Origin of the sequence: Microbacterium gorillae, assembly GCF_000826185.2 — a bacterium.
Classification (GTDB): domain Bacteria; phylum Actinomycetota; class Actinomycetes; order Actinomycetales; family Microbacteriaceae; genus Microbacterium; species Microbacterium gorillae.
Map to the genome: position 1 here is coordinate 144,122 of NZ_LN648873.1, position 25,881 is coordinate 170,002.

Below are 25,881 nucleotides of genomic sequence, written 5' to 3' on the forward strand. Positions count from 1 at the left end.
GTGACAGGATGGACCGATGACCGCTGAGAGCATCACCGAACTCCTGGACGCGAACCGACTGAACGGGCTCATCACCACCCGTGGCGGACGGATCGTCGCCCTCGTCTCCCGTCCGAACGACGCCCACAACGCGTATCGCACCGGCCTCGTCGAGATCGAATCGCGCTCGTTCATCCCGCTCACCCGGGGCGATGCGTCGGTCGGGTCCGTGGCGCTCCTGGAGGACGGCACCACGCTGTTCACCGCCAAGCGCGTCGGGGAGGACGGCAAGGAGTCCGACGACGCGCAGCTGTGGGCTCTGCCGAGCCGTGGAGAGGCCCGCGAGCTCGCGTCACGCCCCGGCGGATTCGGTGGGCTGGTGGCGCGCTCGGGCCGTCTGGTCGCCGAAGTGTCCGTCCACTCGCAGGCCGACGACGAGGAATCGCACGCGAAGCTCAGCGCGGAGAGGTCCGAAGCGAAGGTGAGCGCGGTGCTGCACGCCGGCTTCCCGGTGCGGCAGTGGAATGCTGATCTCGGTCCGGCACGACGGACTCTCGCCGTCGCGGACCTGCCGGAGGACATCGCCGGTGCGATCGCACCCACCCCGGAGGTCGCGGACGGGGACGATGCCCCGAAACCGCAGCTGATCCGGTTCCGCCACCTCACCCTGCCCGCGGGGACCCTCCGCGACTGGACCGTCGCCCCGGACGGGACGTTCGCGATCGTCACGATGGCGATCGACCTGCCCGGCATGCTCGGCTCCGGTCAGGTGTACCGGGTGGACCTCGTCGGCGACGACGAGGCGCGGGCGCTGCTGACGCCGACCGAGACGCATGACTTCCACGGCGGCAGCGTCAGCCCGGACGGCACGCGGGTCCTCGTCTCTCGCACGGCCCAGTGGACGCGAACACAGAGCCTGGCCGACCGCGTGCAGGTGCTCGATCTGACCGATGGATCCACCGCAGACCTGTGGCCGGACCTGGACCGGTGGATCGCCGCGGAGTGGGTGGACGATGACACGATCGTGGCATCCGGCGATGACGGCGGACGCGGCGCGGTCTGGGTCGGCGGTCCAAGCGACGCCGCGCCGCGCTTGCTCGCCGGCGGACCCGAACAGGACCTGAGCTTCGGAGCGCCCTCGATCGCGGATGGCTCGGTCGTCCTGCTCGCGTCGGGCATCGACGTGGCGCCGCACCCGGTTTCGGTGGATCCGTCGGAGGGCACCGTGACCGAACTGCCCAACCCGGGCACGGTCCTGGCGGCGCCCGGTCGGCTTCGCGAGGTGCACGCCGTCGGCGTGGACGGTACGCCCGTGCGGGCCTGGCTGCGCACTCCGGACGGCGACGGACCGCACCCGCTCGTCGTCTTCGCCCACGGCGGCCCCTGGGGGTCGTGGAACGCGTGGACCTACCGCTGGAACCCGAACCCGTTCGTGGCGGCCGGATATGCCGTCCTGCTGCCGGACCCCGCGATCTCCACCGGCTACGGCCAGGCGATGATCGAGCGCGGTCAGCACGAGCTGGGTGGCGCGCCGTTCACCGACATCATGGCGCTGACGGACGCCGCGATCGCGGAGCCCGACATCGATGCCGAACGCACCGCCTTCGCCGGCGGCAGCTACGGCGGATACATGGCGAACTGGGTCGCCGGACACACGGGCGACCGCTTCCGCTGCATCGTGACGCACGCTTCGCTGTGGGACACGGAGATCATGGGACGGACCACGGACAACGACGGCTGGTCGCGTTCGATGGTCGACCAGAACGCGCTCTACTCGCCCGACGCCTTCGTCGCGGACATCACGGTGCCCATGCTGGTGATCCACGGTGATCGGGACTACCGCGTGCCGATCGCGCAGGGGCACGCGCTCTGGTACGACCTGCTCACGCGCTCGGCGACGCCGAAGAACGCGGACGGGTCCACGCGGCACCGCTTCCTGTACTTCCCGGACGAGGGTCACTGGATCCTCGGTCGGGGCAACGCGCAGGTCTGGTACGAGACCTTCCTCGGCTTCCTCGACGAGCACGTGCTCGGCACGGACCGACCGCGGCCCGCCACCCTGGGCTGAGACGCGGCTCGATCTGATCCGCGGCGGCGGCCTCAGGTGCGGAAGCGGGCTTCACCGTGCGCGTCGGCGGCGAGGCGGATGCGCTCGAGCATGTCGGGGGAGACGACCCCCTCGAGCGCGTCGAGCTGGTGCCACTTCACCGCGCTCATCTCTCCGTCCACGGGCCGCGGCTCGCCGGAGACCCACCGACAGCGGAACACGAGGTCGAGGTAGTCCGCCTGGTCGCCGTTGACGTGGGTGATGCGGGGGAGCTGGTGCACGGCGGCGAGGCGCTCCACGACGATCTCGACACCGGCCTCCTCGGCTGCTTCACGGCGTGCCGCGACGGCGGGCTCCTCGCCCGGATCCACGATCCCCGTGATCGGCGCGACGAGCCCGTTGTCCGAGCGACGACCGAGCAGGACCTCATCGCCGCGCAGGACGACCGCGGTCACGCCGACCAGCGACAGGGGTGCATGCCCGATATGGCGGCGGAGTTCGAGGACGTATTCCGGAGTCGGCATGGACTCAGCGTAGGGAGCGGTCGGTGTCCGTCGCGGCCACCACGCCGTCCAGGCTCCGTTCCAGGAATGCGACGATCTCGGCGGCGCGCGTGTCCGTGTCGATGACGAGTTCGACGAGCGCCTCCTCGGCGAACGCGACCCAGGAACGGAGCGCGACCTGCAGCAACGGGGTGTCGACTTCGCCGAGTTCCAGGTAGACGTCCGCGAGCCGTTGAGCGTTGGCCGCACGGGTGTCGGCGACGACACCGCGCACAGCGGTGTCCGCGCTCGCGACGCCGCGGACGAGCGAGTAGAAGGTTCCCTCGTGCTCCCGAACGAAGTGCACGAAGCGGTGCAGCACGTCGCGCACTCGCTCGCGAGGGGGCAGCGTGGCATCGGGTTCGGTCGCGCGCAGCAGCGCATCGCGCGCGGTGGTGACGATGACGGCGTGCATGCCAGGGCGACTGTCGAAGTAGTGGAAGACCAGCGCCCGGGAGACACCGGCGGCGGATGCGAGCGCATCGATGGTCAGCTCGTCCAGCGGCCGCTCGGCGAGGAAGTCCACCCCGATCCGCACGAGCTGGGCTCGGCGTTCCTCAGGGCTCAGACGTCGTGTGGAGGACGGCATGAATCTTCCCTCATCTTCCCCCGGGGCTTATTGACTCGGAGTCAATTGCAGTTAGCGTGGTCCCCGGCGATCGGCGACGGTGCCGATCCCACACATCCATGATGGAGGATCGATGAAGTTCCGTCAGTTCGTTCGCAGCCGCACCGGCCGCGTCATCCTCACCGCCGTCCCCGTCGGGGTCGTCGCCGGAGCACTCCTCGGCGGAGTCGCGCAGGGCGCGGTGCCCGTTTCCTTCGCCGTGTCCGGCAGCCAGTTCCAGATCAGCGCGTCCACCCTCGACGGCACGGGCTTCTCGCAGTACGCCGGTGTCGCGGAGGACACCGAGGGAGCGCAGCACGCGGTCGCGATCGCCAACATCAAGCAGGCGACCCTGTCCGATCTCTGCCAGTCCGTCTCCAGCGAGACGCCCCTCGGCACGGTCGGCATCCTCATCCATGCCGGAGGAGGGGACACACCCGCCGGGGCCAGTGATCTGCAGATCGGAATGACCGGTCTGCGCGGAGACGCGAAGTTCGGCAACATCCGCATCGGGGTGGACGCGTCCACCGTCGGTACCGAGGCGAAAGGCTCGGCCGGCGATTTCGCGCAGGACTCCGACACCATCACGATCACCGGACTGCAGCAGACCGCGTGGTCGACGCAGGCCTCCACGTTCACGCTCACCGGAATGGAGCTCGAACTGACCGACGGGACGAAGGGATGCTTCTGACTCGCCGCGCCGCCCGGGAGCGAGCCGGGGCGGAGGCGGAGGAGCGCATCGGTGCGGTTCGCACCGTGGTGATCCCGGTCGCGCTGCCGGATCCGGAGACATCGAACACCGAGGACTTCGAGACGGCCGACACTCTCGTCGCGCCGGAGGCGGCCGCCGGCGTTCGCGCACGGTTCGCGCGCTGGCGTCGGGAGCGTCCGCTGATCGGCGGGTCGCTGATCGCGATCGCCGGCATCGAGATGTTCTTCTCCGGCCAGCTCGACATCGGCAGGATCCACATCCAACTGGGGATCCAGGGCCTGCAGGCCATGGTCATCCCGGTGGTGCTCGTGGTCCTCGGTGTGCTCATCGTGCTCATGCCCGCGCATCACGTGTTCTACGGGGTGATCGCGCTCGTCGTGGCGCTGTACGCCCTGGTCGGTGTGAACCTCGGCGGATTCCTGCTGGGGACCGTCCTCGGCGCGGTCGGCGGAGTGATCGCGGTGTCCTGGCTCACGCCCGAGGCGCGCGAACGTGCGTTGCCGGGGACAGAGGCGGGGGGAACGGCCGCGTGAACCGCACTCCGCGCGTCACCGCGGCGCTCGCCGTCGCGCTCCTCGTGCCCGTGATCGTCGGCGGCACGGCGGCGCCGACCGCGATCGGACCGCGCCCGACGGAGTTCTGCTGGAAGAGCCTCATCCTGCAACCGTGCGACGAGGATCCGCACCCCGACCCGGCGCCGACCGCGGCGCAGTCTCCCACTCCCACGACCGCCGCCACGCTCGGCCCGATCGAGCCGGAGCCGATCGAGGTGCCCGAACCGACTCCCACATCGGCACCGGCTCCCGCGCCGGAACCGACCACGTCGCCCGCCGAGCCGGTGGACGATCCTGAGGCCCCGGTGTTCACCACACCACCGGCGCAGATGGGGTCCGGGGGAATGTCCTTCCGGGGACTGCGGGGCATCGCGCTGGTGAACGTCCCGCTCGATGACGGCACGACCGTGCCGGCGCTGCGGATCGAGGCGAAGGAGATCTCGATCACGGGCTTCTCGCTGACCGTGCGTCAGGCGCAGGGACCGGCGCTGGTCACCACCGCGGACCGGATGACGCTGAGCGGAAACGTGCGCGTCTACATCGGTTCGATCACCGCGACCCTCGGTGACGGGGCGTCCTACACGTTCGGCGCCGACACGCCGGCTCCGCTGCCCGATCTGTCCGGCGGGCTGATCACCGTGACGATGGGCCTGCTCGGCTCGTTCGCGGACGGCATCGCCTACGAGAACATCGACCAGGGCATGCGGGAGTGAGACCAACCGTGCCGCCTCCCCTCGGCACGGTGCGACGACGGCCGGGACACGCCCATCGGGGCCATGACCCGGCCGTCGGCGTCCGAGGCCGAAGGTAGGCTCGAAGGCGTGACATCCGACTCCTTCGTGCACCTCCACGTCCACAGCGAATACTCGATGCTGGACGGTGCGGCCCGCCTCGGCGCGATGGTCGAGGAGGCCGCCCGACAGGAGATGCCGGCGATCGCCGTCACCGACCACGGCAACACGTTCGGCGCGTTCGAGTTCTACAAGACCGCCAAGGCCGGCGGGGTCAAGCCGATCATCGGCATCGAGGCGTACGTGACGCCGGGCACGCACCGCACCGACAAGACGCGCATCAAGTGGGGTACGGCCGACCAGGGCCGCGACGACGTGTCCGGATCCGGTGCGTACACGCACATGACCATCTGGGCCGAGAACAACACCGGCATGCAGAACCTGTTCCGGCTCTCATCGCTGTCCAGCATCGAGGGGTACTACTTCAAGCCCCGCATGGACCGGGAGCTGCTGAACACGTACCGCGAGGGCTTGATCGCCACGACCGGGTGCCCGTCCGGTGAGATCCAGACGCGGCTGCGCCTCGGTCAGTACAACGAGGCCCGCGCCGCCGCGGCGGAGTTCCAGGACCTGTTCGGCAAAGACAACTACTTCGCCGAGATCATGGACCACGGCCTCGACATCGAGCGCCGCATCATGGGCGATCTGCTGAAGATCTCGAAGGACCTGAAGATCCCGCTGGTCGGCACGAACGACCTGCATTACACGCACCGCCACGACGCCGACGCCCATTCGGCGCTGCTGTGCGTGCAGTCCGGGTCCACGCTGGATGACCCCAACCGCTTCAAGTTCGACGGCGACGGCTACTACCTGAAATCCGCCGCGGAGATGCGCGACCTGTTCCGCGATCACCCCGAGGCCGTGTCCAACACGCTGCTGATCGCGGAGCGCTGCAACGTGGAGTTCGACACGTCCGCGAACTACATGCCGCGCTTCCCGGTGCCCGAGGGGGAGACCGAGGACACCTGGTTCATCAAGGAGGTCGAGAAGGGGCTGCACTTCCGCTACCCCGGCGGCATCCCGGACGAGGTGCGCAAGCAGGCCGACTACGAGGTCGGCATCATCACCCAGATGAAGTTCCCGGGCTACTTCCTCGTCGTGGCCGACTTCATCAACTGGGCCAAGGAGAACGGCATCCGCGTCGGCCCCGGACGCGGGTCCGGTGCCGGCTCGATGGTGGCGTACGCGATGCGCATCACCGACCTCGATCCGCTCCCGCACGGCCTGATCTTCGAGCGGTTCCTGAACCCTGACCGCGTCTCGATGCCTGACTTCGACGTCGACTTCGACGACCGGCGCCGCACCGAGGTGATCCAGTACGTCACCGAGAAGTACGGCGATGAGCGCGTCGCGCAGATCGTCACGTACGGCACGATCAAGGCCAAGCAGGCGCTCAAGGACGCCGGCCGCGTTCTCGGCTTCCCGTTCAGCATGGGGGAGAAGCTGACCAAGGCGATGCCGCCCGCGGTGATGGGCAAGGACATGCCGCTGACCGGCATGTACGACCCCGACCACCCGCGGTACAAGGAGGCCAGCGAGTTCCGCGCCGTGGTGGACGCGGACCCGGAAGCCAAGACCGTGTTCGACACCGCGCTCGGCATCGAGAACCTGAAGCGCCAGTGGGGCGTGCACGCCGCCGGCGTGATCATGTCCTCGGACCCGCTGATCGACATCGTGCCGATCATGAAGCGGGAGCAGGACGGCCAGATCGTCACGCAGTTCGACTATCCGGCGTGCGAGTCGCTCGGCCTGATCAAGATGGACTTCCTGGGGCTGCGCAACCTCACGATCATCTCGGACGCGCTCGATAACATCACCGCCAACCGCGGCGAGACGCTCGAGCTGGAGAACCTGCCGCTGGATGACCGAGCCTCGTACGACCTCCTCGCGCGCGGCGACACGCTGGGCGTCTTCCAGCTCGACGGCGGCCCGATGCGCGCCCTGCTGCGCCTGATGAAGCCGGACAACTTCGAAGACGTCTCCGCCGTCATCGCGCTGTACCGCCCGGGTCCGATGGGCGCGAACTCGCACACGAATTACGCCCTGCGCAAGAACGGTCTGCAGCCGGTCACGCCGATCCACCCGGAGCTGGCGGAGCCGCTGAAGGACGTCCTGGACATCAGCTACGGCCTGATCATCTACCAGGAGCAGGTCATGGCGATCGCGCAGAAGGTCGCCGGGTTCTCGCTCGGTCAGGCCGACATCCTGCGCCGCGCCATGGGCAAGAAGAAGAAGTCCGAGCTGGACAAGCAGTACGAGGGCTTCCACAACGGCATGATCGAGCGCGGCTTCGGCGAGGCCGCGATCAAGGCGCTCTGGGACATCCTGCTGCCCTTCTCCGACTACGCCTTCAACAAGGCCCACTCCGCCGCGTACGGCCTGGTGTCGTACTGGACGGCGTACCTGAAGGCGCACTACCCGGCCGAGTACATGGCCGCCCTGCTGACCAGCGTCGGCGATTCCAAGGACAAGATGGCGCTGTACTTGAACGAGTGCCGCCGGATGGGCATCAAGGTCCTGCCGCCGGACGTGTCCGAGTCGATCAAGTACTTCGCCGCCGTCGGTGAGGACATCCGCTTCGGCCTCGGCGCGGTCCGCAACGTCGGCTCGAACGTCGTGGACGGCATCATCGCGGCGCGTGCGGAGGGGCCGTACACCTCCTTCCACGACTATCTGGACCGCGTTCCCGCCCACGCCGCGAACAAGCGCACCGTGGAATCGCTGATCAAGGCCGGCGCCTTCGACTCCACCGGAAGCACCCGCCGCGCGCTGATGGAGATCCACGAGGACGCCGTCGAGGCGGCCGTGGACACCAAGCGCAAGGCCGCCACCGGCGCCATCGGTTTCGACTTCGACAGCCTCTACGACGACTCCGAGCACGGCGTCCCGGCCAAGGTGCCGGAGCGCCCGGAGTGGGTGAAGAAGGACAAGCTGGCGTTCGAGCGCGAGATGCTCGGCCTCTACGTCTCGGACCACCCGCTGGCCGGGCTCGAGGTCGCCCTGGCCAAGCACGCCAGCATCGGCATCGAGCGGCTGATGACCAGCGAGGACATCGAGGACGGTCAGCAGGTCACCGTCGCCGGCCTGGTCACGAGCGTCCAGCACCGCGTCGCGAAGGCCAGCGGCAACCCGTACGGCATGATCACCGTCGAGGACTTCAGCGGTGAGATCACCGTCATGTTCATGGGCAAGACGTACCTGGAGTTCCAGGACGTGCTGCAGGGCGATGCGATCCTCGCCGTCCGCGGGCGGGTCTCACGGCGCGATGACGGCATGAACCTGCACGCGCAGTCCGCGTTCGCGCCGGACGTGGGCTCGTTCGCGGCGAGCGGCCCGCTCACTCTGGTGATGGCGGAGCAACGGGCCACGGAGCGAACCATGGTGGACCTGCTGGAGGTCCTGGAACGGAACTCCGGCGACACCGAGGTGACCCTCAAGATGCATCGCGGACGCAGTGCCAAGGTCTTCGAGGTTCCGCATCGGGTGTCCGTGACGACCGAACTGTTCGGCGATCTCAAGTCGCTGCTCGGTCCGCAGTGCCTCGGCTGACGTGCCACACTGAAATCTACGCGCACGGCCCGCGCTCGCGGGCGACGGAAGGACCTGACGGTGAGTGACCCCAACCAGCCCCGCCCGGACGCGCCCGCGTCCGCGACCGGACCGGTGACCGGAGCACCGTCGGGCATGTGGCCGGTGGCCGCGGACTCCGCACCCTGGACGCCGACGGCCGCGCCGTCGGCCGCGCCGGACGCATCGCGCTTCGCGCCGGGTGCGCCGCAGGTGTCCGCGGCAGCGGGGGAGAGCGCACCGGGGACACCGGCGCCGCAGTTCGCCGCATCGCAGACGTTCGTCCCTCCGGCCGGGTCGGCGCCCGCGCCCGGTCGTCCGGTCCCGGATCCGGGATCGGTCTCGCAGCCGTACGTCGCCGACCCGGGGGCTCCCGCCACGTCCGCGATGGCGTCACCGTTCGACGCGGCCACCGGCCGCCCCCCGCGCGCGCCCCGCCCGGCAGGCGAGCCCGTTCGCCTCGGACCCTTCCCGCTGCGCGAAGTCGTGGTCGTCGGACTGCTGCTGGTGTCGATCGTGCTGTCGTTCGTGTCGTTGACACCCGTGATGTATCGGCCGCCGCTGCTCATCGGCGCCAACGGACTGCTCACCGCCGCCGGTCCGGCGCTCGCGATCTCCCTGCTCGCCGTGCGTCGGCTGAGCAAGCCCTCGCTGACGATGGCGGGGGTGACGCTGGAACGCCTGGTCGTGATCGTCGGGATCGGTGCGGTGATCGGGTGGCTGAACGTCCTCGTCGGTGTCGTCGGAACGATCGGCCTGCTGGTCGCGGTCCTCGTTCTCCTCGTCTGGCTGGTCGGTCCGCTCGTTCCCGCGCTCGGCCTGGGCCCGGACCCGCAGCTCGCTCTGCCGGCCGGAGCCGTGCCCCTGGCCGTCGAATCGCCCGCGGCGGCTCCGGTGGTCGTGCAGCCGGAGTCTCCCGTCTCCGGCAGCCTCGGCGTCGTTCCGATGCCCGGCACGCACGCGCCGCACCCGCGTCCGGACACCCCTGGCCTGCGGGCGACGGCCGAGCAACCCGCGCGGGAGGTGCCGGTCCCCGGACCGGACGCCCACATCCCGGAATCGCCGCTGGCGAGCGCCGATGCACGCACCGAGCCTTCGGTCGCCCGCGACCTCCCGTCCGAACCCGGCAGCGCCGCGACGGCCGCACCCGCCGATGCGGCACGGCTGACCGGAGCCGGTGCCGTGAATGACATCTTCCCGTCCGCCGCGCTGGAGACGCTCGAGCATACCGAGACGACGGGAGCGGCCGTGCTGTCCGGAACGTATCCGGTGCCGTCCGATTCGCCGGCGCACGAGGCCTTCTGGGCCCTGGTGCCGGATGAGCGTCCCGTCGTCGACGATGGCGGTCGCGTCCTGTTCACGGTGGGACCGACGGCCTGGTCGCTTGTCATCGAAGACCGAGGTGGCTCCTTCCTCGTCCGCGACGCGGACGGCCGAGTGGGGCTGCTCACCGATGTGACCGGAGTGATTCGCAACTGATGCGCACCATTGACCTCCGCGGCCGTGACCTCACGCCCGCCGAACTTCTCGCCGCCCTTCCGCGTGCCACCGAAGCACGCGCCACCGCCCAGGCCGTCGCCGACGACATCGTCGCAGACGTCGCGGCCCGTGGTGAGACCGCACTGCGTGAGCAGGCGGAACGCTTCGACGGGGTCGCCGACCACGCCGTGCGCGTCCCGCGTGAGCACCTGGATGACGCGCTGGCGAACCTGGACGAGGACGTCCGCCTCGCCCTCACCGAGGCCATCACGCGCGTGCGCGCCGCCTCGGCAGCACAGATTCCGGCCCCAGCGGTCACCGAACTGGCACCGGGCGCGACCGTCACGCAGCGGTGGCAGCCGGTCAGCCGGGTCGGTGTGTACGTCCCGGGTGGCAAGGCGGTCTACCCGTCCAGCGTCATCATGAACGTGGTTCCCGCGCAGGTCGCCGGCGTCCACGACGTCGCCCTCGCCTCACCACCGCAGCGCGCGTTCGACGGTCGGGTGCACCCGACGATCCTCGCGGCCGCGGCACTGCTCGGCGTGGATGAGGTCTACGCCATGGGCGGCGCCGGAGCGATCGGTGCCCTCGCCCACGGCGTTCCGAGCCTGGGGCTGGAGCCGGTCGACGTCGTCACGGGCCCGGGGAACAACTTCGTCGCGGCCGCGAAGCGGGCGGTGTCCGGCTTCGTCGGCATCGACGCCGAGGCCGGTGCCACCGAGATCCTGGTCGTCGCCGATGACACCGCCGATGCGGCCCTGGTCGCGGCGGATCTGATCAGCCAGGCCGAGCACGACGAGCAGGCCGGTGCGGTCCTCGTCACCGACTCCGAAGTGCTCGCGATCGCCGTCGCCGGGGACATCGCCGGCCGGGCGGCGCAGACCAAGCACGCGGAGCGGGTGGCGGCTGCGCTGTCCGGTCCGCAGTCCGCCATCGTGCTCGTGGACTCGCCCGCGGACGCGGTCGCGGTCAGCAATGCGTACGGGCCGGAGCACCTCGAGCTGCACATCGCGGATGCCGCCGCGCGTGCGGGGGAGTTCACCAATGCGGGTGCCCTGTTCATCGGTTCGTCCTCGCCGGTCAGCCTCGGGGACTACCTCGCCGGCAGCAACCACGTGCTGCCCACCGGAGGGACCTCACGCTTCGCCGCCGGGCTGAACGCGAGCACGTTCCTGCGGCCGCAGCAGGTGATCGAATACTCGCGCGACGCCCTCGCCGAGGTGCACGAAGCGATCGTCGCCCTGGCCACGGCCGAGGACCTGCCCGCGCACGGCGAAGCTGTCACGGCCCGCTTCGTCTGACAGGTCGCTCCCGACTTTCGCAGTTCCCTGCTTCGGGATCCGCCGTACGCGAGAGCGACCGCAGGAATGCTCCCACGAGTGGCAGGAACACGGGCGTGAAAGGGGCGAAGGGGAGAGCGACGGCGCGTCGGGTGGCGTGGCTGCCGTATCGTGGCCAGTGCTATGCACTGCCCGTTCTGTCGCCATTCCGATTCCCGCGTCATCGACTCCCGCACCAGCGATGACGGACTCTCGATCCGTCGCCGCCGCCAGTGCCCCGAGTGCGGCGGCCGTTTCACGACCCTGGAGACTGCGAGTCTCGGCGTGATCAAGCGCTCCGGCGTGGTCGAACCGTTCAGTCGGGACAAGGTCGTCGCAGGCGTTCGCAAGGCGTGCCAGGGGCGTCCGGTCACCGACGGCGATCTGGCGCTGCTCGCGCAGCAGGTCGAGGAGGCCGTGCGCCAGACCGGCCAGAGCCAGATCGACGCGAACGAGATCGGGCTGTCCATCCTCGGACCGCTCCGGGCTCTGGACGAGGTCGCGTACCTGCGTTTCGCCAGCGTCTACCAGGCGTTCGACTCGCTGGAGGACTTCGAGAGCGCCATCGGCGACCTCCGCGCCGATCATGAGCGGGTCGCGGAGGCGGAGCCCGAGCTCTGAGCCCGGGACCGGTGGCGCGCGAGCCGCGCCGGGAACAGTAGCCTGGAGGCGATGTATCGACTCCTGTTCCGCGTCTTCCTGTCTCGTCTCGACCCGGAGAGCGCGCACCACCTGGCCGTGCCGGTGATCCGCCTGCTCGGCGTTCGTCCGTTCTCCTGGATGGTCCGCGCCCTGACGGCACCGCACGCCGCCCTGCGCACGCGGGCCCTCGGACTCGATTTCCCGTCGTCGTTCGGTATCGCCGCGGGCTTCGACAAGGACGTCAAGATGGTCCGGGGCCTGGCTGCGCTCGGGTTCGGGCACGTCGAGGTCGGCACCGTCACCGCCGTGCCGCAGGAGGGCAATCCGCGGCCGCGGTTGTTCCGTCTGGTCGCCGACCGCGCGCTGATCAACCGGATGGGCTTCAACAACGCCGGCGCCGCGGCCGCCGCCGATCGCCTGCGCGCCCTCCGCCGCCGCGCACCCCGGATCGTGATCGGTGCGAACATCGGCAAGAGCCGCGTGGTGGACGTGGAGAACGCCACCGCCGACTACGTCACCTCGGCACGCCTCGTCGCGCCGCACGCCGACTACCTCGCCGTGAACGTCTCCTCTCCGAACACGCCGGGACTGCGTGGTCTGCAGGCCGTCGAGACGCTCGCGCCGCTCCTGCGCGCCGTCCAGGGGGCGGCGGGATCCACGCCGCTGCTGGTCAAGATCGCCCCGGACCTCCCGGACGAGGAGATCGTCGGCATCGCCGAGCTCGCCGTTCGCGAGGGCCTGGCCGGCATCATCGCGACCAACACCACGATCTCTCGCGAGGGCCTCACGACGCCGCCCGAGAAGGTCGAGGCCATCGGCGCCGGCGGGCTCTCCGGTGCTCCGCTGCGAGAGCGGAGCCTGGCGGTGCTGCGGGTCATCCGCGCCGCCGTGCCCGACGAGTTCTGCGTGATCTCCGTCGGTGGCGTCACCACCGCCGACGATGTGCGCGAGCGCCGCGCCGCGGGCGCGGACCTGGTGCAGGGCTACAGCGCCTTCATCTACGAGGGCCCGTTCTGGGGCCGCTCGTTGAACCGCGGGCTGCGCCGCGGCTGACCCCACGAACGACGAAGCGCGCGGGCCCCGGGGGACTCCGCGCGCTCCGTATGAAGGGCCAGGATCAGGACGGGTACTGCCCGCGCTTGACCTGAGGCTTGGGCAGACGGATGAAGCGCATCTGCATGGAGCGCATCGCCGAGTACCAGCCGAGGCCACGCTCGAGGCGGTCCTCGCCGTACTTGGCGGCGAGCTTCTTCTTCACCGTGCGGCCGAGGATGAGCATGTCGCCGACCATGAACAGGACGAGCACGATCAGCGCCAGGAAGGCGATGTAGTACACCGCGGTGCTCGGGATCATCGAGATCAGGATCACGACGAGCATCGCTGGCATGATGATCTCGCCGACGTGCCACCCGGCGTCCACGTAGTCACGCGCGAACCGGCGCTGCGGACCCTTGTCCTTGGCCGGGAGGTACTTCTCCTCGCCGGCGGCCATGCCGTCCGAGGCACGGCGACGCTGCTCGCTCGCGCGGGAGCGGGCGGCCGCTTTGGCCTCCTTGGTGTCGGGGGCGAGTGGACGCTTGCGTGCGGCCTCCTGCTCGGCGCGCGTCGGAGTCGCGCGACCCTTACCGCTCGTCGAGCGGTCCTCGGCGTCGGGAGCGGGAATCTCGGCCTTCTGTGCCACGGGTGAACCTCATGTCTCGGGTGGGGAACGCCCATAAGATTACCCGCATGACCTCTGAGCAGTCTTCACGTCCCGATCCGACCCCCACCGAGGCCGCCGTCCACGGCGCCGCTCGCGGCGGCGTCACCGCCGCGCTCGCCGATCTCGGCTCGCTGGTGCGCATCCCCGGTATCGCCTGGCCGGCGTTCGATCAGACCCAGTTGCAGCGCTCCGCGGAAGCGGTGAAGGCGCTGGCCGAGGGGACCGGCGTGTTCGACTCGGTCGAGATCCGCACGGCCGCGATCCCCGGTACGGATGAGCACGGACAACCCGCGATCCTCGCCCGCCGCGCCGCCCGCAACGGTGCTCCGACGATCCTCCTCTACGCGCACCACGATGTGCAGCCGCCCGGGGACGAGGCCCTGTGGCAGACACCGCCGTTCGAGCCGACCGTGCGCGACGGCCGCCTCTACGGCCGCGGTGCGGCCGACGACAAGGCCGGGATCATGGCGCACATCGGTTCCATCCGCGCGCTCACCGAAGCCGTCGGCGACGACTTCGACCTCGGCATCGCGCTGTTCATCGAGGGGGAGGAGGAGTACGGTTCCCGCTCCTTCGCGCAGTTCCTCAACGACAACAAGGACGCCCTCCGCGCCGACGTCATCGTGGTGGCGGACTCCGGCAACTGGGATTCGGTGACGCCCGCCCTGACGGTGTCCCTGCGCGGCAACGCGAAGTTCGCGCTCACGGTGCGCACCCTGGAGCACGCGTCGCACTCGGGCATGTTCGGGGGCGCCGTCCCCGACGCGATGCTCGCCACGATCAAGCTGCTCAGCACGCTGTGGGACGCCGATGGGGCGGTGGCCGTCGAAGGTCTCGCGGTGCGGGACACGGACACCCCGGCCTACACGGAGGACACCCTGCGTGATGAGGCGGGTCTGCTGCCGAACACGACGCCGATCGGCGCCGGCACGATCCTCAGCCGCATCTGGAACAAGCCGTCGGTGACCGTCACCGGAATCGACTTCACCAGTGTGGGCGCGGCGTCCAACACGATCTCGCCGGAAGTGACCGTCGTGGTCTCCTCGCGGGTCGCTCCCGGACAGTCGGCCGCCGATGCTTACGCAGCACTGGAGAAGCACCTGCGTGCGAACGCCCCGTTCGGCGCGGAACTGACCTTCTCGGAAGTCGACCTCGGCGACGGATTCCTGGCTGACACCAGCGGCGAGGCCGCCGAGATCGCCCGCGGTGCCATGCACGACGCGTACGGAGTCGCGCCGGTCGACCTCGGCATCGGCGGCTCCATCCCGTTCATCTCGGACCTCGTGCGCGAGTTCCCCCAGGCGCAGATCCTCGTGACGGGCGTCGAGGACCCGCACGCTCGAGCGCACAGCCCGAACGAGTCGTTGCACCTGGACACGTTCGCCAACGCCCTGGCCACCGAGGCGCTTCTGCTGGCCCGTTTGAACGAGCGCAAGGGCTGAGAAACGGCGCCGCCACGCCCGACCCGCCGGTAGACTCGAATCGCCGGACATCGGCGCGCACACTTCAGGAGGAAGTCATGACGGACACCACCGCCACCACTCAGGCACCGGCCCACGGTGTCTCGCTGACCGACGCTGCGGCTGCGAAGGTCCGGAGTCTGCTGGAGCAGGAGGGTCGCGATGACCTGCGCCTGCGTGTCGCCGTGCAGCCGGGCGGCTGCTCCGGACTGATCTACCAGCTGTACTTCGATGAGCGCTACCTCGATGGCGACGAGACGGTCGACTTCGATGGTGTCGAGGTCATCGTGGACAACATGTCCGTTCCGTACCTGGACGGTGCCGCCATCGACTTCAAGGACACGATCAGCGAGCAGGGCTTCACGATCGACAACCCCAACGCGGCGGGCAGCTGCGCCTGTGGCGACAGCTTCCACTGATCCATTCACCACGGAGGGGCGTCGGACCGATCGGTCCGACGCCCCTCCGTCCTTTCGCGGACACGACGCGCCGACGGGGGACAGGCCCCGTTATCTGATCGTGACATCGCGTCCACGGCGGTTAACCGCTGATGTGAAGCGCGTGTGCCGACACGCAGTCGGTATGCGACGCGCCAGGGTGGCGGCGTGACCCAAACCGGGGGTTCGCTTGCCCTAGACTGAGAGTTGACTGACTACCGATCGGAAAGGTGCATCGTGCCGTCGAAACGTCACCTCCGCCGGGTCGCCCTGCCTGTTGGCCTGGGCGCCGGCGTCCTTCTCCTGGCTGGCTGCACGCCTCAGGAGCTGAACGGGTTCCTGCCCGGCTTCATGGACGAGAACGGCAATGCCTACGCCGAGCCCGCCACCAACCACACCGACATGGTCTCGAGCCTGTGGGTGAACTCCTGGATCGTGCTCCTCATCGTGGGTGTGATCACGTGGGGCCTCATGGGGTGGGCCGCCATCGCGTACCGCCGCCGGAAGGGCCAGACCGGCCTGCCGGTGCAGATGCGGTACAACATGCCGATCGAGATCTTCTACACGATCATTCCGCTGATCCTCGTGGTCGGGTTCTTCTTCTTCACCGCACGTGATCAGGTCACGCTGGAGACGCAGACCGAGAACCCGGACGTGTCCATCACCGCGACGGGCAAGCAGTGGTCGTGGGACTTCGAGTACCACGGCACGGCCGCTGACGGTTCGGATGACGTGTGGACGATGGGCGTTCAGGCCCAGCCCGCCGCGAACGGCGACATCGATCAGGCCGCGCTGCCCACGCTGTACCTTCCGGTCAACAAGAGCGTGAAGATCCAGCTCGAGTCGCGCGATGTGATCCACTCGTTCTGGATCATCGACTTCCTGTACAAGAAGGACATGTACATCGGCCGGGACAACTACTGGTCCTTCACGCCGACCCGAGAGGGCACCTACCAGGGCAAGTGCGCCGAGCTCTGCGGCGAGTACCACTCGATGATGCTCTTCAACGTGAAGGTCGTCAGCGACGCCGAGTACGAGGACTACCTGGCCTCGCTGAAGGACAAGGGTCAGACCGGCCCGATCGGCGACGAGTACGACCGACTCTCCAACTTCCCCGGTACCGGGGCGCAGTCCAGTGAGGAGAAGCACTGAAATGACGACGACCGCAGCTCCCGCTGACGCGCGTCCGACGACGGTTCCGCCGCGTCAGGCGGCCCTGATGAGCTCGACCCGGGTCGAGCAGAAGGGCAATCTGATCGTCAAGTGGATCACCTCCACTGACCACAAGACCATCGGGTACATGTACCTGATCGCCTCCGTGCTGTTCTTCCTGCTCGGCGGTGTGATGGCCCTCATCATCCGCGCTGAGCTCTTCGCGCCGGGCATGCAGATCGTGCCGACGAAGGAGCAGTACAACCAGCTGTTCACGATGCACGGCACGATCATGCTGCTGATGTTCGCGACCCCGCTGTTCGCCGGTTTCGCCAACGCGATCCTGCCCCTGCAGCTCGGTGCGCCGGATGTGGCGTTCCCGCGTCTGAACGCATTCGCGTTCTGGCTGTTCCTGTTCGGCTCGCTGATCGCCGTCGCCGGCTTCCTCACCCCGCAGGGTGCGGCCTCGTTCGGATGGTTCGCGTATCAGCCACTGGCCAATGCGTCCTTCTCGCCGGGCGCGGGTGGAAACCTCTGGATGGTCGGCCTCGGCATGTCCGGTTTCGGAACCATCCTCGGTGGCGTGAACTTCATCACCACGATCATCACGATGCGCGCGCCGGGTATGACCATGTGGCGCATGTCGATCTTCTCGTGGAACACGCTGATCACGAGCCTGCTCGTCCTGATGGCCTTCCCGGTGCTGGCCGCGGCGATGTTCGCAGCCGCTTCGGACCGCATCCTCGGCTCGCACATCTACGACCCGGCCAACGGCGGAGTCCTGCTGTGGCAGCACCTGTTCTGGTTCTTCGGCCACCCCGAGGTGTACATCATCGCGCTGCCGTTCTTCGGCATCGTCTCGGAGATCTTCCCGGTGTTCAGCCGCAAGCCGATCTTCGGATACAAGACGCTGGTCTACGCCACGATCGCCATCGCCGCCCTGTCGGTCGCCGTCTGGGCGCACCACATGTACGTGACGGGCGCGGTGCTCCTGCCGTTCTTCTCGCTGATGACGATGCTCATCGCGGTTCCGACGGGTGTGAAGATCTTCAACTGGATCGGCACCATGTGGCGAGGTTCGGTGACCTTCGAAACACCGATGGTCTTCGCCCTCGGCTTCCTGGTCTCGTTCGTGTTCGGTGGTCTCACCGGTGTCATCCTGGCCTCGCCGCCGCTGGATTTCGCGCTCAGTGACTCCTACTTCGTCGTGGCGCACTTCCACTACGTCGTCTTCGGAACCGTCGTGTTCGCCATGTTCGCGGGCTTCTACTTCTGGTGGCCGAAGTGGACGGGCAAGATGCTGAACGAGCGTCTCGGCTACATCCACTTCTGGTTGCTGTTCATCGGCTTCCACATGACCTTCCTCATCCAGCACTGGCTGGGCGTGGACGGCATGCCGCGTCGCTACGCCGACTACTCGAGCTACGACGGCTGGACCTGGCAGAACCAGGTCTCCACCATCGGCTCGATCATCCTCGGCATGTCGATGATCCCGTTCTTCCTGAACGTCTGGATCACCGCTCGCAAGGCGCCGCGCGTCACGGTCAATGACCCGTGGGGCTACGGCGGATCGCTCGAGTGGGCGACCTCCTGCCCGCCGCCGCGGCACAACTTCACCTCGATCCCGCGCATCCGCTCGGAGCGTCCGGCGTTCGACCTGAACCACCCGGAGGCGGCGGAGGGCTTCGTGCCCGCAGCCTCGCCGGTCGTGGTCGCCGAGAACGGAGAGGGCAAGTAAATGCGCTCCAACGTCAACCTCTGGTGGATCCTCGCGATCTTCTTCGGCGTCGTCGCAACCGCATACACGGTGTGGAACATTCTCGAGAACGGCCACCCCGAGTGGGTCGGGTCGGTCGCGATGTACTTCACCATGCTGATGGGCATCATGATCGGGTTCTACCTGAGCCGGGTGCACAAGTCGCAGGGCGGCGAGCTGCCCGAGGACACCCTGACGGCCGACATCGATGACGGCGACCCCGAGATGGGCGAGTTCAGCCCGTGGTCCTGGTGGCCGCTCGTGCTCGCCTTCTCCGCGGCGATCTTCCTGATCGGCCTGGCCGTCGGACAGTTCCTGCTGCCGATCGGTGTGGCGATCTTCCTGGTCGCGATCGTCGGCTGGGTCTACGAGTACTACCGCGGATACTTCGCTCGCTGAGCGAGACCGCACGACGAGAAAGCCGCCTCCCTCGGGAGGCGGCTTTCTCGTCATGCTACGCGAGCGGTTCGATCAGCTCGGGCCCGTTGTTGCGCACGTTGCCGACGGCGGTCGAGACCGGGCGAAGCTCGAGGCGTTCGGTGAGCTCGGGGGCGGCGTCCACGGCGGCGTCGAGAATGTCGCGGGCGTAGTCCACGGTGGGGTCGAGCCAGGCGTCGGCGTAGTCGGCGTCGACGAACACCGGCATCCGGTCGTGGATCTCGGCGAGGGGGCCGGCCGCGTCCCGGGTGAGGATCGTGAAGCTGAGGGTCCAGCGGGTCGGATCGTCCGCCGCCTTGGACGGGTCCTTCCACCATTCGTACAGGCCGGCGAAGAACAGCGGTGACTCGTCCGCCGGGCGGATGAAGTAGGGCTGCTTGCCTTCGGGCGTGGTGTTCCACTCGTAGTAGCCGGTCACGGGGATGACCGCGCGACGGTTCTCGAATGCGCCTCGGAACATCGGCTTGTCCTCGAGCTCCTCGGACCGGGCGTTGAACGCGCGCGCGCCCATCTTCGGGTCCTTCGCCCACGGCGGGATGAGGCCCCAGCGCGCGCCCTCCAGACGTCGGGTCGGTGGCTCGGTCTTGGCCGAGTCCAGCACGATCGCGGCACGATCGGTCGGCGCGACGTTGTAGGAGGGGGCGGGCAGGTCGTCACCGACCAGGTCCACCCGCAGCACCGAGACGAGCTCGGATCCGACTTCGGCCACGACGAAACGTCCGCACATGAGGCCAGCCTACGGCGTGGGTCGGACAGCGTCGGTCGTCAGCGCGTGACGCCGTTCTCCTGGAGCTGCTCCAGAAGACCTGCGCCGTCGGACGCGCTCACCCATGGCACCGGCGCGTGGTCGTCCACGAGCGTGCGACCGCCCGCGAGGACCGCCTCGGTCGGGGACAGTCGACGGATCGCGACCGCGGCGACGTTGTCCGGATGCTCCTGCGCGAACGCCGTGTAGATGGCGTCGTCGTGCTGACCGTCATCGCCGATCAGCAACCAGCGGATGTTCGGGAACTCGGCGGCGAGCCGACGCAGGTTGTCCTGCTTGTGGTCCTGGCCGCTGCGGAACATGCGATCGTGCGTGGGCCCCCAATCGGTCAGGAGCAGGCTGCCGGGGGGAAACAGGTGGCGCTGCTGGAACCGCGTCAGCGTGGGCGCGATGTTCCAGGCCCCGGTGGAGAGATAGATCATCGGCGCGCCCGGGTGCGTACGCATCAACCGGTCCATGAGGACGGCCATCCCGGGCACCGGCAGACGCGCGTGCTCATCGACGACGAAGGAGTTCCAGGCGGCGACGAAGGGTCGAGGCAGGGCGGTCACCATCACGGTGTCGTCGATGTCGCTGACCACGCCGAAACGGACATCGTCCGCGACGATGAACACCTGGGCGTCCACGGCCGCGCCCTCCACCGCCATTCGCACGGTCTGCCACCCGGGTTCCAGACGAGCCGGGATCACCTGGTCGAGCACACCGCCGCGGTCCGTGACCAGCTCGTGCACGTCACCGCCGACCGTGACCGTCACCTGTGCGAAGCCGACCGGAATCCCGAGGAAGCTCCGCCAGCCGCGGACGCTCGCGTACTCGCCGCTGGCCGTGCGTGGCCGGGGTGGAACGATCAGCACCCGGCCGAGGACCCGGACCCATGACGTGCTGCCGTATCCGGGGAACGGGGTGATCGTTGCGCGCTTGCTGTGGGCCCGCGCGCGCCGCTCACGCCACGCGTGGTACTGGTACTCGACGCGTGCGAGCGGGTGGATCCGGGGTTTCGGGTCGGATGCGGAGGCCATCGGCTCCAGTCTGTCACGTTCCGCGCGGTCCGCACCGCCGCCGGTCAGTGGTCGTCGGCCTCGAGGTGGTGACGCTCGTTGCGCTCGATGATCTTCTTCGTGACGAACACCCCGAGCAGGAACAGCACGATGATGCCGACGAAGATGTACCCGGCGCCGTGGATCTGGTCGCCGAGCTGGCGGTAGGACCCGGCCGCGGTCGCGGCCACGGTGACGTACAGCGCTGTCCAGATCGCGCAGGCGGGCAATGTCCAGGCCAGGAAGCGGCGGTACGAGTAGCCCGCCATTCCGGCCGTGAGCGGGACGAGCGAGTGCAGGACCGGCAGGAATCGGGACAGGAAGATCGCCGGGCCGCCACGGCGGGCGAGGTAGCGGTCCGCCCGCTCCCAGTTGTGTTCGCCGATCTTGCGACCGAGCCAGGACGACCGGATCCACGGACCCAGCCAGCGACCGAGGAAGAAGCCCACCGTCTCACCGATGAGCGCACCGGCGATCACCCCGATGGCGAGGACGATGCCCTCCGGGACGGAGGCGACGCCGGTGGCGGCGACGATGACGATCGTGTCGCCGGGAACCACGAGACCGACCAGGACGCTCGTCTCCAGCATGATCGCGATGCCGGCGATCACGGTGCGCAGGACCGGGTCGACGGCCTGCACCCACTGCAGTACGGCATCGACGAACTCAGTCACAGGGGAAGCCTAGGTCACGCCCGCCCGGCGAGCCTGTGCGGTCGGCGGGAATCGCGCCCCACCCGCGTGCGGCGGCATCGGTCTCGATCAGGAAGGCGTCGCGCCTCGTTCATCCGGGTCGGCGCACCCTAGGCTGAGGGCGTGGCCGCACCCGATCCCGTGATCCGGCACGAGCGCTGGATCGAGCCCGAGGCGGTGTTCCTCGCGCTCGCCGCCGACGTCCCGGACTTGTTCTGGCTGGACGCCGGTGCGGAGGCCTCGCACGGGTGGAGCTTCATCGGCGCCGGGGCGCGCGCCACGTTGGACATGGTGGCCGCGACCGGGCTCGGCGGCCCGGCCGAGCCCGCCGGCCCGCTCGCCGGCGGCAGCGTGGGCTGGCTCGACTACGAGCTCGGTGCCCGCGCGATGGGGCTGGATGCCGAGCGGGACCCGGACGCGTCCCGCTGGATCCGCGCGGACCGCGTCGTGGCGTTCGATCACGCCAACCGTGTCCTGCACACGCGCGGAGACGTGGAGCGCCTCCTCGCCGCCGGTGACCCCGGGCCGGTCCCGCCCGCCCCGGATCGCGGGACCGCCGTCGGACGGGTCTCGGCCCGCCGGCCCGCCGCGCCCCTCCCACGCGCGGGGCCGGGGCGCGCCCCCCCGCCGCCGGTGCCCCCGGGCCGGTCCCGCCCGCCCCGGATCGCGGGACCGCCGTCGGACGGGTCTCGGCCCGCCGGCACGCCGCGCTCATCGCCGCGTGTCGCGAGCGGATCCGACGCGGCGACGCATATCAACTCTGTCTCACGACGCGGTTCACGGTTCCCGGCGAGCACGACGAGCTCGCCGTCTACCGTCGGCTGCGCGCGGCCGCGCCCTCGCACCACGGTGGGTTCATCCGCATCGGGGACACGTCGATGCTGAGCGTGAGTCCGGAGCTGTTCCTGCACGCTGAGGGGGGACTGCTCACCACCCGCCCGATCAAGGGCACGCGACCGCGGGGCACGGACATCAGCGAGGACGCGCGCCTGGGCGCCGAGCTGCTGGCCAGCGAGAAGGAGCGTGCCGAGAACGTCATGATCGTCGACCTCATGCGCAACGACCTGGCGCGCGTATGCGATCCGGCGACGGTGCGCGTGACCGCCCTGTGGCAGGTGGAGACCTATCCGACCGTGCACCAGCTGGTCAGCACCGTCGAGGGACGGGCCGAGCCCGGGCTCACGGTGGGGGAGCTGTGGGACGCGACGTTCCCGGCCGGCTCCATGACCGGTGCCCCGAAGCTGTCCGCGATGACGATCCTGGCGGAGCTGGAGGAGGAACCGCGGGGAGTGTTCGCGGGATGCTTCGGTTGGGTCTCGGACGCCGGAGCCCTGGATCTGGCGATGGTGATCCGGACGATCGTCATCGAGCCCGGCGCGGCGCACGTCGGAGCCGGCGGGGGCATCACCTGGGGGTCGGTGGCGACCGAGGAGGTCACCGAGGTCGGGATCAAGGCCCGGACCCCGCTGGCGGCGCTGGGAGCAGCGCGGCCGGACGGCTGGTGAGAGCGCGGTAACCTGGATGGATGCGTCCGTGTGGCGCCCATCGCTTTCATCTCGTGAGGTTGTCCGTGACTGAGAACACGTCGCCCGAAGCCGTCGTCGACACGGCCTTCGATCCGCATGCCATCCAGCAGAAGTGGCAGGCCGCCTGGGCCGAGGCGGACCCGTTCCGCGCCGGTGGCGACGATGACCCCCGTCCGCGCAAGTACATCCTCGCGATGTTCCCGTACCCCTCCGGCGACCTGCACATGGGTCACGCCGAGAACTACCTCTACTCGGACATCGTGGCGCGCTTCTGGCGTCACCGTGGCCACAACGTCCTGAACCCGATCGGGTGGGACTCCTTCGGCCTGCCCGCGGAGAACGCCGCCATCCTGCGCGGTGCGGACCCCAAGGTGTGGACCTACGACAACATCGCCCAGCAGAAGGCGGCGTTCCAGGCGTACGGCGTGAGCTTCGACTGGTCGCGAGAGCTGCACACGTCCGACCCGGAGTACTACCACTGGAACCAGTGGCTGTTCCAGAAGCTGCACGAGCGGGGGCTGGCCTACCGCAAGGAGAGCGCGGTCAACTGGTGCCCGGTCGATCAGACCGTGCTGGCCAATGAGCAGGTCGTCGACGGCCACTGTGAGCGCTGCGGTGCCGCCGTGGTCAAGAAGAAGCTGACGCAGTGGTACTTCAAGATCACCGATTACGCCGACCGCCTGCTGGATGACCTGAACCAGCTGGAGGGCTCCTGGCCGTCGAAGGTGCTGCAGATGCAGCGCAACTGGATCGGCCGGTCCACCGGTGCGGACATCGACTTCGTCATCGAGGGACGCGAGGAGAAGATCAGCGTCTTCTCCACCCGCCCGGACACGCTGCACGGCGCCACCTTCATGGTCGTCGCTCCCGACTCCGACCTGGCCGCCGAGCTGGCCGCCGGGGCGTCCAACGAGGTGCGGATGCGCTTCCAGGCCTACCTGGAGGAGGTCGGCCGGACGTCAGAGATCGACCGTCAGTCCACGGATCGCCCGAAGACCGGAGTCTTCCTGGAGCGGTACGCCGTCAACCCGGTCAACGGCGAACGCCTGCCGATCTGGGCCGCGGACTACGTCCTGGCCGACTACGGTCACGGTGCCGTGATGGCCGTGCCCGCGCACGATCAGCGTGACCTGGACTTCGCCCGCGCGTTCGATCTGCCCGTCCGGGTCGTCGTCGACACCACCGCATCGGCCACCGGCGTCATCCGGGTGATCGATCCGGACGCCGAGATCGTCGAGCTGGACTCGATCGATCCCGCGAAGACCGGTGTCGCGCTCACCGGTGAGGGACGCCTGATCAACTCCGGGAAGCTGGACGGCCTGAGCAAGCGCAACGCCATCGCGCGCGTCATCGCGCAGCTGGAGGACGCCGGCACCGGTCGCGCGACGACCACGTTCCGGCTGCGGGACTGGCTGATCTCGCGCCAGCGGTTCTGGGGCACGCCGATCCCGATGATCCACACCGACGACGGCCGTATCGTGCCGGTCCCCGAGGACCAGCTGCCGGTCACCCTGCCGAGCGCGGAGGGCCTGGATCTGAAGCCGAAGGGCACTTCGCCCCTGGGGGCCGCCACCGAGTGGGTCACGACCGTGGACCCGGAGACAGGCGAGCCGGCGCGACGGGATCCGGACACGATGGACACCTTCGTGGACTCGTCCTGGTACTTCCTGCGCTTCCTGAACCCCAACAGTGACGTCGAGGCGTTCAGCCCCGAGCAGGCGCGTCGCTGGGCACCGGTGGATTCCTACGTCGGAGGCGTCGAGCACGCCATCCTGCACCTGCTGTACGCGCGCTTCATCACCAAGGTGCTCTATGACATGGGCCTGGTGGAGTTCACGGAGCCCTTCTCGCGCCTGATCAACCAGGGCATGGTGATCCTGGACGGCGCGAAGATGTCCAAGTCCAAGGGCAACCTCGTGCTGTTCAACGAGGAGCTCCAGGCGGAAGGTGCCGATGCGCTGCGCGTCGGCCTGGCCTTCGCCGGTCCGGTGGAGGATGACAAGGACTGGAAGGACGTCTCGACCACGGGCGCCCACAAGTTCCTGGCCCGCGCCCTCCGCATCGCGCACGACGTCACGAGCGCCCCGGACGTGGTCTGGGCCGACGGTGACACGGCCCTCCGTCGCGTCACGCACAAGCTGTGGGCGGACGCCCCGGGCCTGGTCGAGCAGACGAAGTTCAACGTCGTCGTCGCCCGCCTGATGGAGCTGGTCAACGCCACCCGCAAGACGATCGACTCCGGCGCCGGTGCCGCCGACCCCGCGGTCCGTGAAGCCGCCGAGGCCGTGGCGCTGGTCCTGGACCTGATCGCCCCGCACACCGCGGAGGAGATGTGGCAGGTGCTCGGACGCGAGCCCTTCGTCGGCCTGGAGCAGTGGCGGACGGCCGACCCGTCTCTGCTGGTCGAGGACGACGTCACCGCCGTCGTGCAGATCGACGGCAAGGTGCGCTCGTCGCTGTCCGTGTCCGCGAAGATCTCGCCCGAGGAGCTGGAGGCGCTGGCCCGCGCCGATGAGAAGGTGCAGCGCTCCCTCGGCGACCGCGAGATCGTTCGCGTCATCGTTCGCGCCCCGAAGATCGTGAGCTTCGCCACGAAGTGACCTTTGAGCAGCGCAGAGGCCCCCGGATCCGTTCGGGGCCTCGTGCGTTTCCGGGTTGACCTTGTCCCTGGGGGAG

Annotated in this window: 22 protein-coding genes; 16 read left to right on the top strand and 6 right to left on the bottom strand. The window is 69.1% G+C overall.

The genetic code is table 11. The features are described from left to right. The first annotated feature begins 16 nt into the window (after nt 1-16). The gene (locus tag BN1193_RS03665) at nt 17-2,047 is read left to right on the top strand and encodes a S9 family peptidase (RefSeq protein ID WP_040164166.1); all 2,031 of its coding nucleotides are present in this window, start codon (nt 17-19) and stop codon (nt 2,045-2,047) included. A 32-nt stretch (nt 2,048-2,079) separates the two neighbouring features. Here BN1193_RS03665 and BN1193_RS03670 read toward each other — a convergent pair whose 3' ends face one another. Beyond that, nucleotides 2,080-2,550 (bottom strand): NUDIX hydrolase, encoded by a 471-nt coding sequence (locus BN1193_RS03670; protein WP_040164168.1) that lies wholly within the window; start codon nt 2,548-2,550, stop codon nt 2,080-2,082. A 4-nt stretch (nt 2,551-2,554) separates the two neighbouring features. Further along, on the bottom strand, nt 2,555-3,157 hold the full coding sequence (locus BN1193_RS03675) for a TetR/AcrR family transcriptional regulator (RefSeq protein WP_040164169.1): 603 nt from the start codon (nt 3,155-3,157) through the stop codon (nt 2,555-2,557). A 112-nt stretch (nt 3,158-3,269) separates the two neighbouring features. On the opposite strand from BN1193_RS03675, the gene BN1193_RS03680 reads away from it, so the two are divergent. The 8 genes from BN1193_RS03680 (at nt 3,270) to BN1193_RS03715 (ending at nt 13,292) form a co-directional block, all read left to right on the top strand. After that, on the top strand, nt 3,270-3,866 hold the full coding sequence (locus BN1193_RS03680; protein WP_040164170.1) for a DUF6230 family protein: 597 nt from the start codon (nt 3,270-3,272) through the stop codon (nt 3,864-3,866). Then, nucleotides 3,857-4,420, top strand: a complete 564-nt coding sequence (locus BN1193_RS03685) for a DUF6114 domain-containing protein (RefSeq protein ID WP_052460400.1) — start codon at nt 3,857-3,859, stop codon at nt 4,418-4,420. Before BN1193_RS03680 ends, BN1193_RS03685 begins: the two co-directional genes overlap by 10 nt. After that, a complete protein-coding gene (locus BN1193_RS03690) occupies nt 4,417-5,154 on the top strand; it encodes a superantigen-like protein SSL4 (protein ID WP_040164172.1) in 738 nt (245 codons plus the stop codon). Before BN1193_RS03685 ends, BN1193_RS03690 begins: the two co-directional genes overlap by 4 nt. 156 nt (nt 5,155-5,310) lie before the next feature. Then, nucleotides 5,311-8,781, top strand: coding sequence for a DNA polymerase III subunit alpha (dnaE, locus tag BN1193_RS03695; protein ID WP_052460470.1), 3,471 nt, complete (start codon nt 5,311-5,313; stop codon nt 8,779-8,781). A gap of 60 nt (nt 8,782-8,841) precedes the next feature. Further along, complete coding sequence (locus BN1193_RS03700; protein ID WP_040164175.1) at nt 8,842-10,278, top strand: hypothetical protein; 1,437 nt, start codon at nt 8,842-8,844, stop codon at nt 10,276-10,278. After that, the gene (gene hisD / locus BN1193_RS03705) at nt 10,275-11,579 is read left to right on the top strand and encodes a histidinol dehydrogenase (protein ID WP_040164177.1); all 1,305 of its coding nucleotides are present in this window, start codon (nt 10,275-10,277) and stop codon (nt 11,577-11,579) included. The genes BN1193_RS03700 and hisD overlap by 4 nt, the downstream gene beginning before the upstream one ends. 162 nt (nt 11,580-11,741) lie before the next feature. Continuing rightward, entirely contained in the window at nt 11,742-12,218 is a 477-nt protein-coding gene (gene nrdR, locus BN1193_RS03710; RefSeq protein WP_040164179.1) for a transcriptional regulator NrdR, read from the top strand. A 51-nt stretch (nt 12,219-12,269) separates the two neighbouring features. Beyond that, on the top strand, nt 12,270-13,292 hold the full coding sequence (locus BN1193_RS03715) for a quinone-dependent dihydroorotate dehydrogenase (RefSeq protein WP_040164181.1): 1,023 nt from the start codon (nt 12,270-12,272) through the stop codon (nt 13,290-13,292). A gap of 64 nt (nt 13,293-13,356) precedes the next feature. On the opposite strand, the gene BN1193_RS03720 is transcribed toward BN1193_RS03715, so the two are convergent. Further along, nucleotides 13,357-13,920 (bottom strand): DUF3043 domain-containing protein, encoded by a 564-nt coding sequence (locus BN1193_RS03720; RefSeq protein ID WP_040164183.1) that lies wholly within the window; start codon nt 13,918-13,920, stop codon nt 13,357-13,359. A gap of 47 nt (nt 13,921-13,967) precedes the next feature. Between BN1193_RS03720 and BN1193_RS03725 the strand changes: the two genes are divergently transcribed. The 5 genes from BN1193_RS03725 (at nt 13,968) to BN1193_RS03745 (ending at nt 19,145) form a co-directional block, all read left to right on the top strand. After that, nucleotides 13,968-15,383 (top strand): dipeptidase, encoded by a 1,416-nt coding sequence (locus BN1193_RS03725; protein ID WP_040164185.1) that lies wholly within the window; start codon nt 13,968-13,970, stop codon nt 15,381-15,383. Between the two features lie 77 nt (nt 15,384-15,460). Beyond that, on the top strand, nt 15,461-15,820 hold the full coding sequence (erpA, locus tag BN1193_RS03730; protein WP_040164187.1) for an iron-sulfur cluster insertion protein ErpA: 360 nt from the start codon (nt 15,461-15,463) through the stop codon (nt 15,818-15,820). A gap of 255 nt (nt 15,821-16,075) precedes the next feature. Next, nucleotides 16,076-16,990: an aa3-type cytochrome oxidase subunit II gene (gene ctaC, locus BN1193_RS03735; RefSeq protein ID WP_040164189.1), complete on the top strand. Its 915-nt coding sequence runs from the start codon at nt 16,076-16,078 to the stop codon at nt 16,988-16,990. Nucleotide 16,991: 1 nt separating this feature from the next. Then, the gene (ctaD, locus tag BN1193_RS03740) at nt 16,992-18,728 is read left to right on the top strand and encodes an aa3-type cytochrome oxidase subunit I (protein WP_040164191.1); all 1,737 of its coding nucleotides are present in this window, start codon (nt 16,992-16,994) and stop codon (nt 18,726-18,728) included. After that, nucleotides 18,729-19,145, top strand: a complete 417-nt coding sequence (locus BN1193_RS03745; protein WP_040164192.1) for a cytochrome c oxidase subunit 4 — start codon at nt 18,729-18,731, stop codon at nt 19,143-19,145. It abuts the gene before it with no gap. Between the two features lie 55 nt (nt 19,146-19,200). On the opposite strand, the gene BN1193_RS03750 is transcribed toward BN1193_RS03745, so the two are convergent. Genes BN1193_RS03750 through BN1193_RS03760 form a run of 3 tightly spaced genes read right to left on the bottom strand, consistent with a single transcriptional unit; the run spans nt 19,201 to nt 21,661 of the window. Further along, on the bottom strand, nt 19,201-19,911 hold the full coding sequence (locus BN1193_RS03750; protein ID WP_040164194.1) for an SOS response-associated peptidase: 711 nt from the start codon (nt 19,909-19,911) through the stop codon (nt 19,201-19,203). 38 nt (nt 19,912-19,949) lie between these two features. Next, nucleotides 19,950-20,969, bottom strand: coding sequence for an App1 family protein (locus BN1193_RS03755; RefSeq protein WP_040164196.1), 1,020 nt, complete (start codon nt 20,967-20,969; stop codon nt 19,950-19,952). A 44-nt stretch (nt 20,970-21,013) separates the two neighbouring features. Then, complete coding sequence (locus BN1193_RS03760) at nt 21,014-21,661, bottom strand: DedA family protein (RefSeq protein WP_040164198.1); 648 nt, start codon at nt 21,659-21,661, stop codon at nt 21,014-21,016. 752 nt (nt 21,662-22,413) lie between these two features. Here BN1193_RS03760 and BN1193_RS03765 point away from each other — a divergent pair. Next, nucleotides 22,414-23,184 carry an anthranilate synthase component I family protein gene (locus BN1193_RS03765; protein WP_230206419.1) on the top strand — a complete coding sequence of 257 codons (771 nt, stop codon included), beginning with the start codon at nt 22,414-22,416 and terminating at the stop codon, nt 23,182-23,184. Nucleotides 23,185-23,204: 20 nt separating this feature from the next. Further along, nucleotides 23,205-25,805 carry a leucine--tRNA ligase gene (gene leuS, locus BN1193_RS03770; RefSeq protein WP_094770259.1) on the top strand — a complete coding sequence of 867 codons (2,601 nt, stop codon included), beginning with the start codon at nt 23,205-23,207 and terminating at the stop codon, nt 25,803-25,805. The last annotated feature ends 76 nt before the right edge of the window (nt 25,806-25,881 follow it).

Excerpts from the sequence above, each read along its gene's own strand:
- leuS (WP_094770259.1), top strand. The coding sequence starts at position 23,205 with ATGCGTCCGTGTGGCGCCCATCGCTTTCATCTCGTGAGGTTGTCCGTG.
- nrdR (WP_040164179.1), top strand. The coding sequence starts at position 11,742 with ATGCACTGCCCGTTCTGTCGCCATTCCGATTCCCGCGTCATCGACTCC.
- dnaE (WP_052460470.1), top strand. The coding sequence starts at position 5,311 with ATGCTGGACGGTGCGGCCCGCCTCGGCGCGATGGTCGAGGAGGCCGCC.
- BN1193_RS03745 (WP_040164192.1), top strand. The coding sequence starts at position 18,729 with ATGCGCTCCAACGTCAACCTCTGGTGGATCCTCGCGATCTTCTTCGGC.
- BN1193_RS03725 (WP_040164185.1), top strand. The coding sequence starts at position 13,968 with ATGACCTCTGAGCAGTCTTCACGTCCCGATCCGACCCCCACCGAGGCC.
- BN1193_RS03685 (WP_052460400.1), top strand. The coding sequence starts at position 3,857 with ATGCTTCTGACTCGCCGCGCCGCCCGGGAGCGAGCCGGGGCGGAGGCG.
- BN1193_RS03755 (WP_040164196.1), bottom strand. The coding sequence starts at position 20,969 with ATGGCCTCCGCATCCGACCCGAAACCCCGGATCCACCCGCTCGCACGC.
- BN1193_RS03750 (WP_040164194.1), bottom strand. The coding sequence starts at position 19,911 with ATGTGCGGACGTTTCGTCGTGGCCGAAGTCGGATCCGAGCTCGTCTCG.
- BN1193_RS03665 (WP_040164166.1), top strand. The coding sequence starts at position 17 with ATGACCGCTGAGAGCATCACCGAACTCCTGGACGCGAACCGACTGAAC.
- BN1193_RS03715 (WP_040164181.1), top strand. The coding sequence starts at position 12,270 with ATGTATCGACTCCTGTTCCGCGTCTTCCTGTCTCGTCTCGACCCGGAG.
- erpA (WP_040164187.1), top strand. The coding sequence starts at position 15,461 with ATGACGGACACCACCGCCACCACTCAGGCACCGGCCCACGGTGTCTCG.
- ctaD (WP_040164191.1), top strand. The coding sequence starts at position 16,992 with ATGACGACGACCGCAGCTCCCGCTGACGCGCGTCCGACGACGGTTCCG.
- BN1193_RS03675 (WP_040164169.1), bottom strand. The coding sequence starts at position 3,157 with ATGCCGTCCTCCACACGACGTCTGAGCCCTGAGGAACGCCGAGCCCAG.
- BN1193_RS03680 (WP_040164170.1), top strand. The coding sequence starts at position 3,270 with ATGAAGTTCCGTCAGTTCGTTCGCAGCCGCACCGGCCGCGTCATCCTC.
- BN1193_RS03670 (WP_040164168.1), bottom strand. The coding sequence starts at position 2,550 with ATGCCGACTCCGGAATACGTCCTCGAACTCCGCCGCCATATCGGGCAT.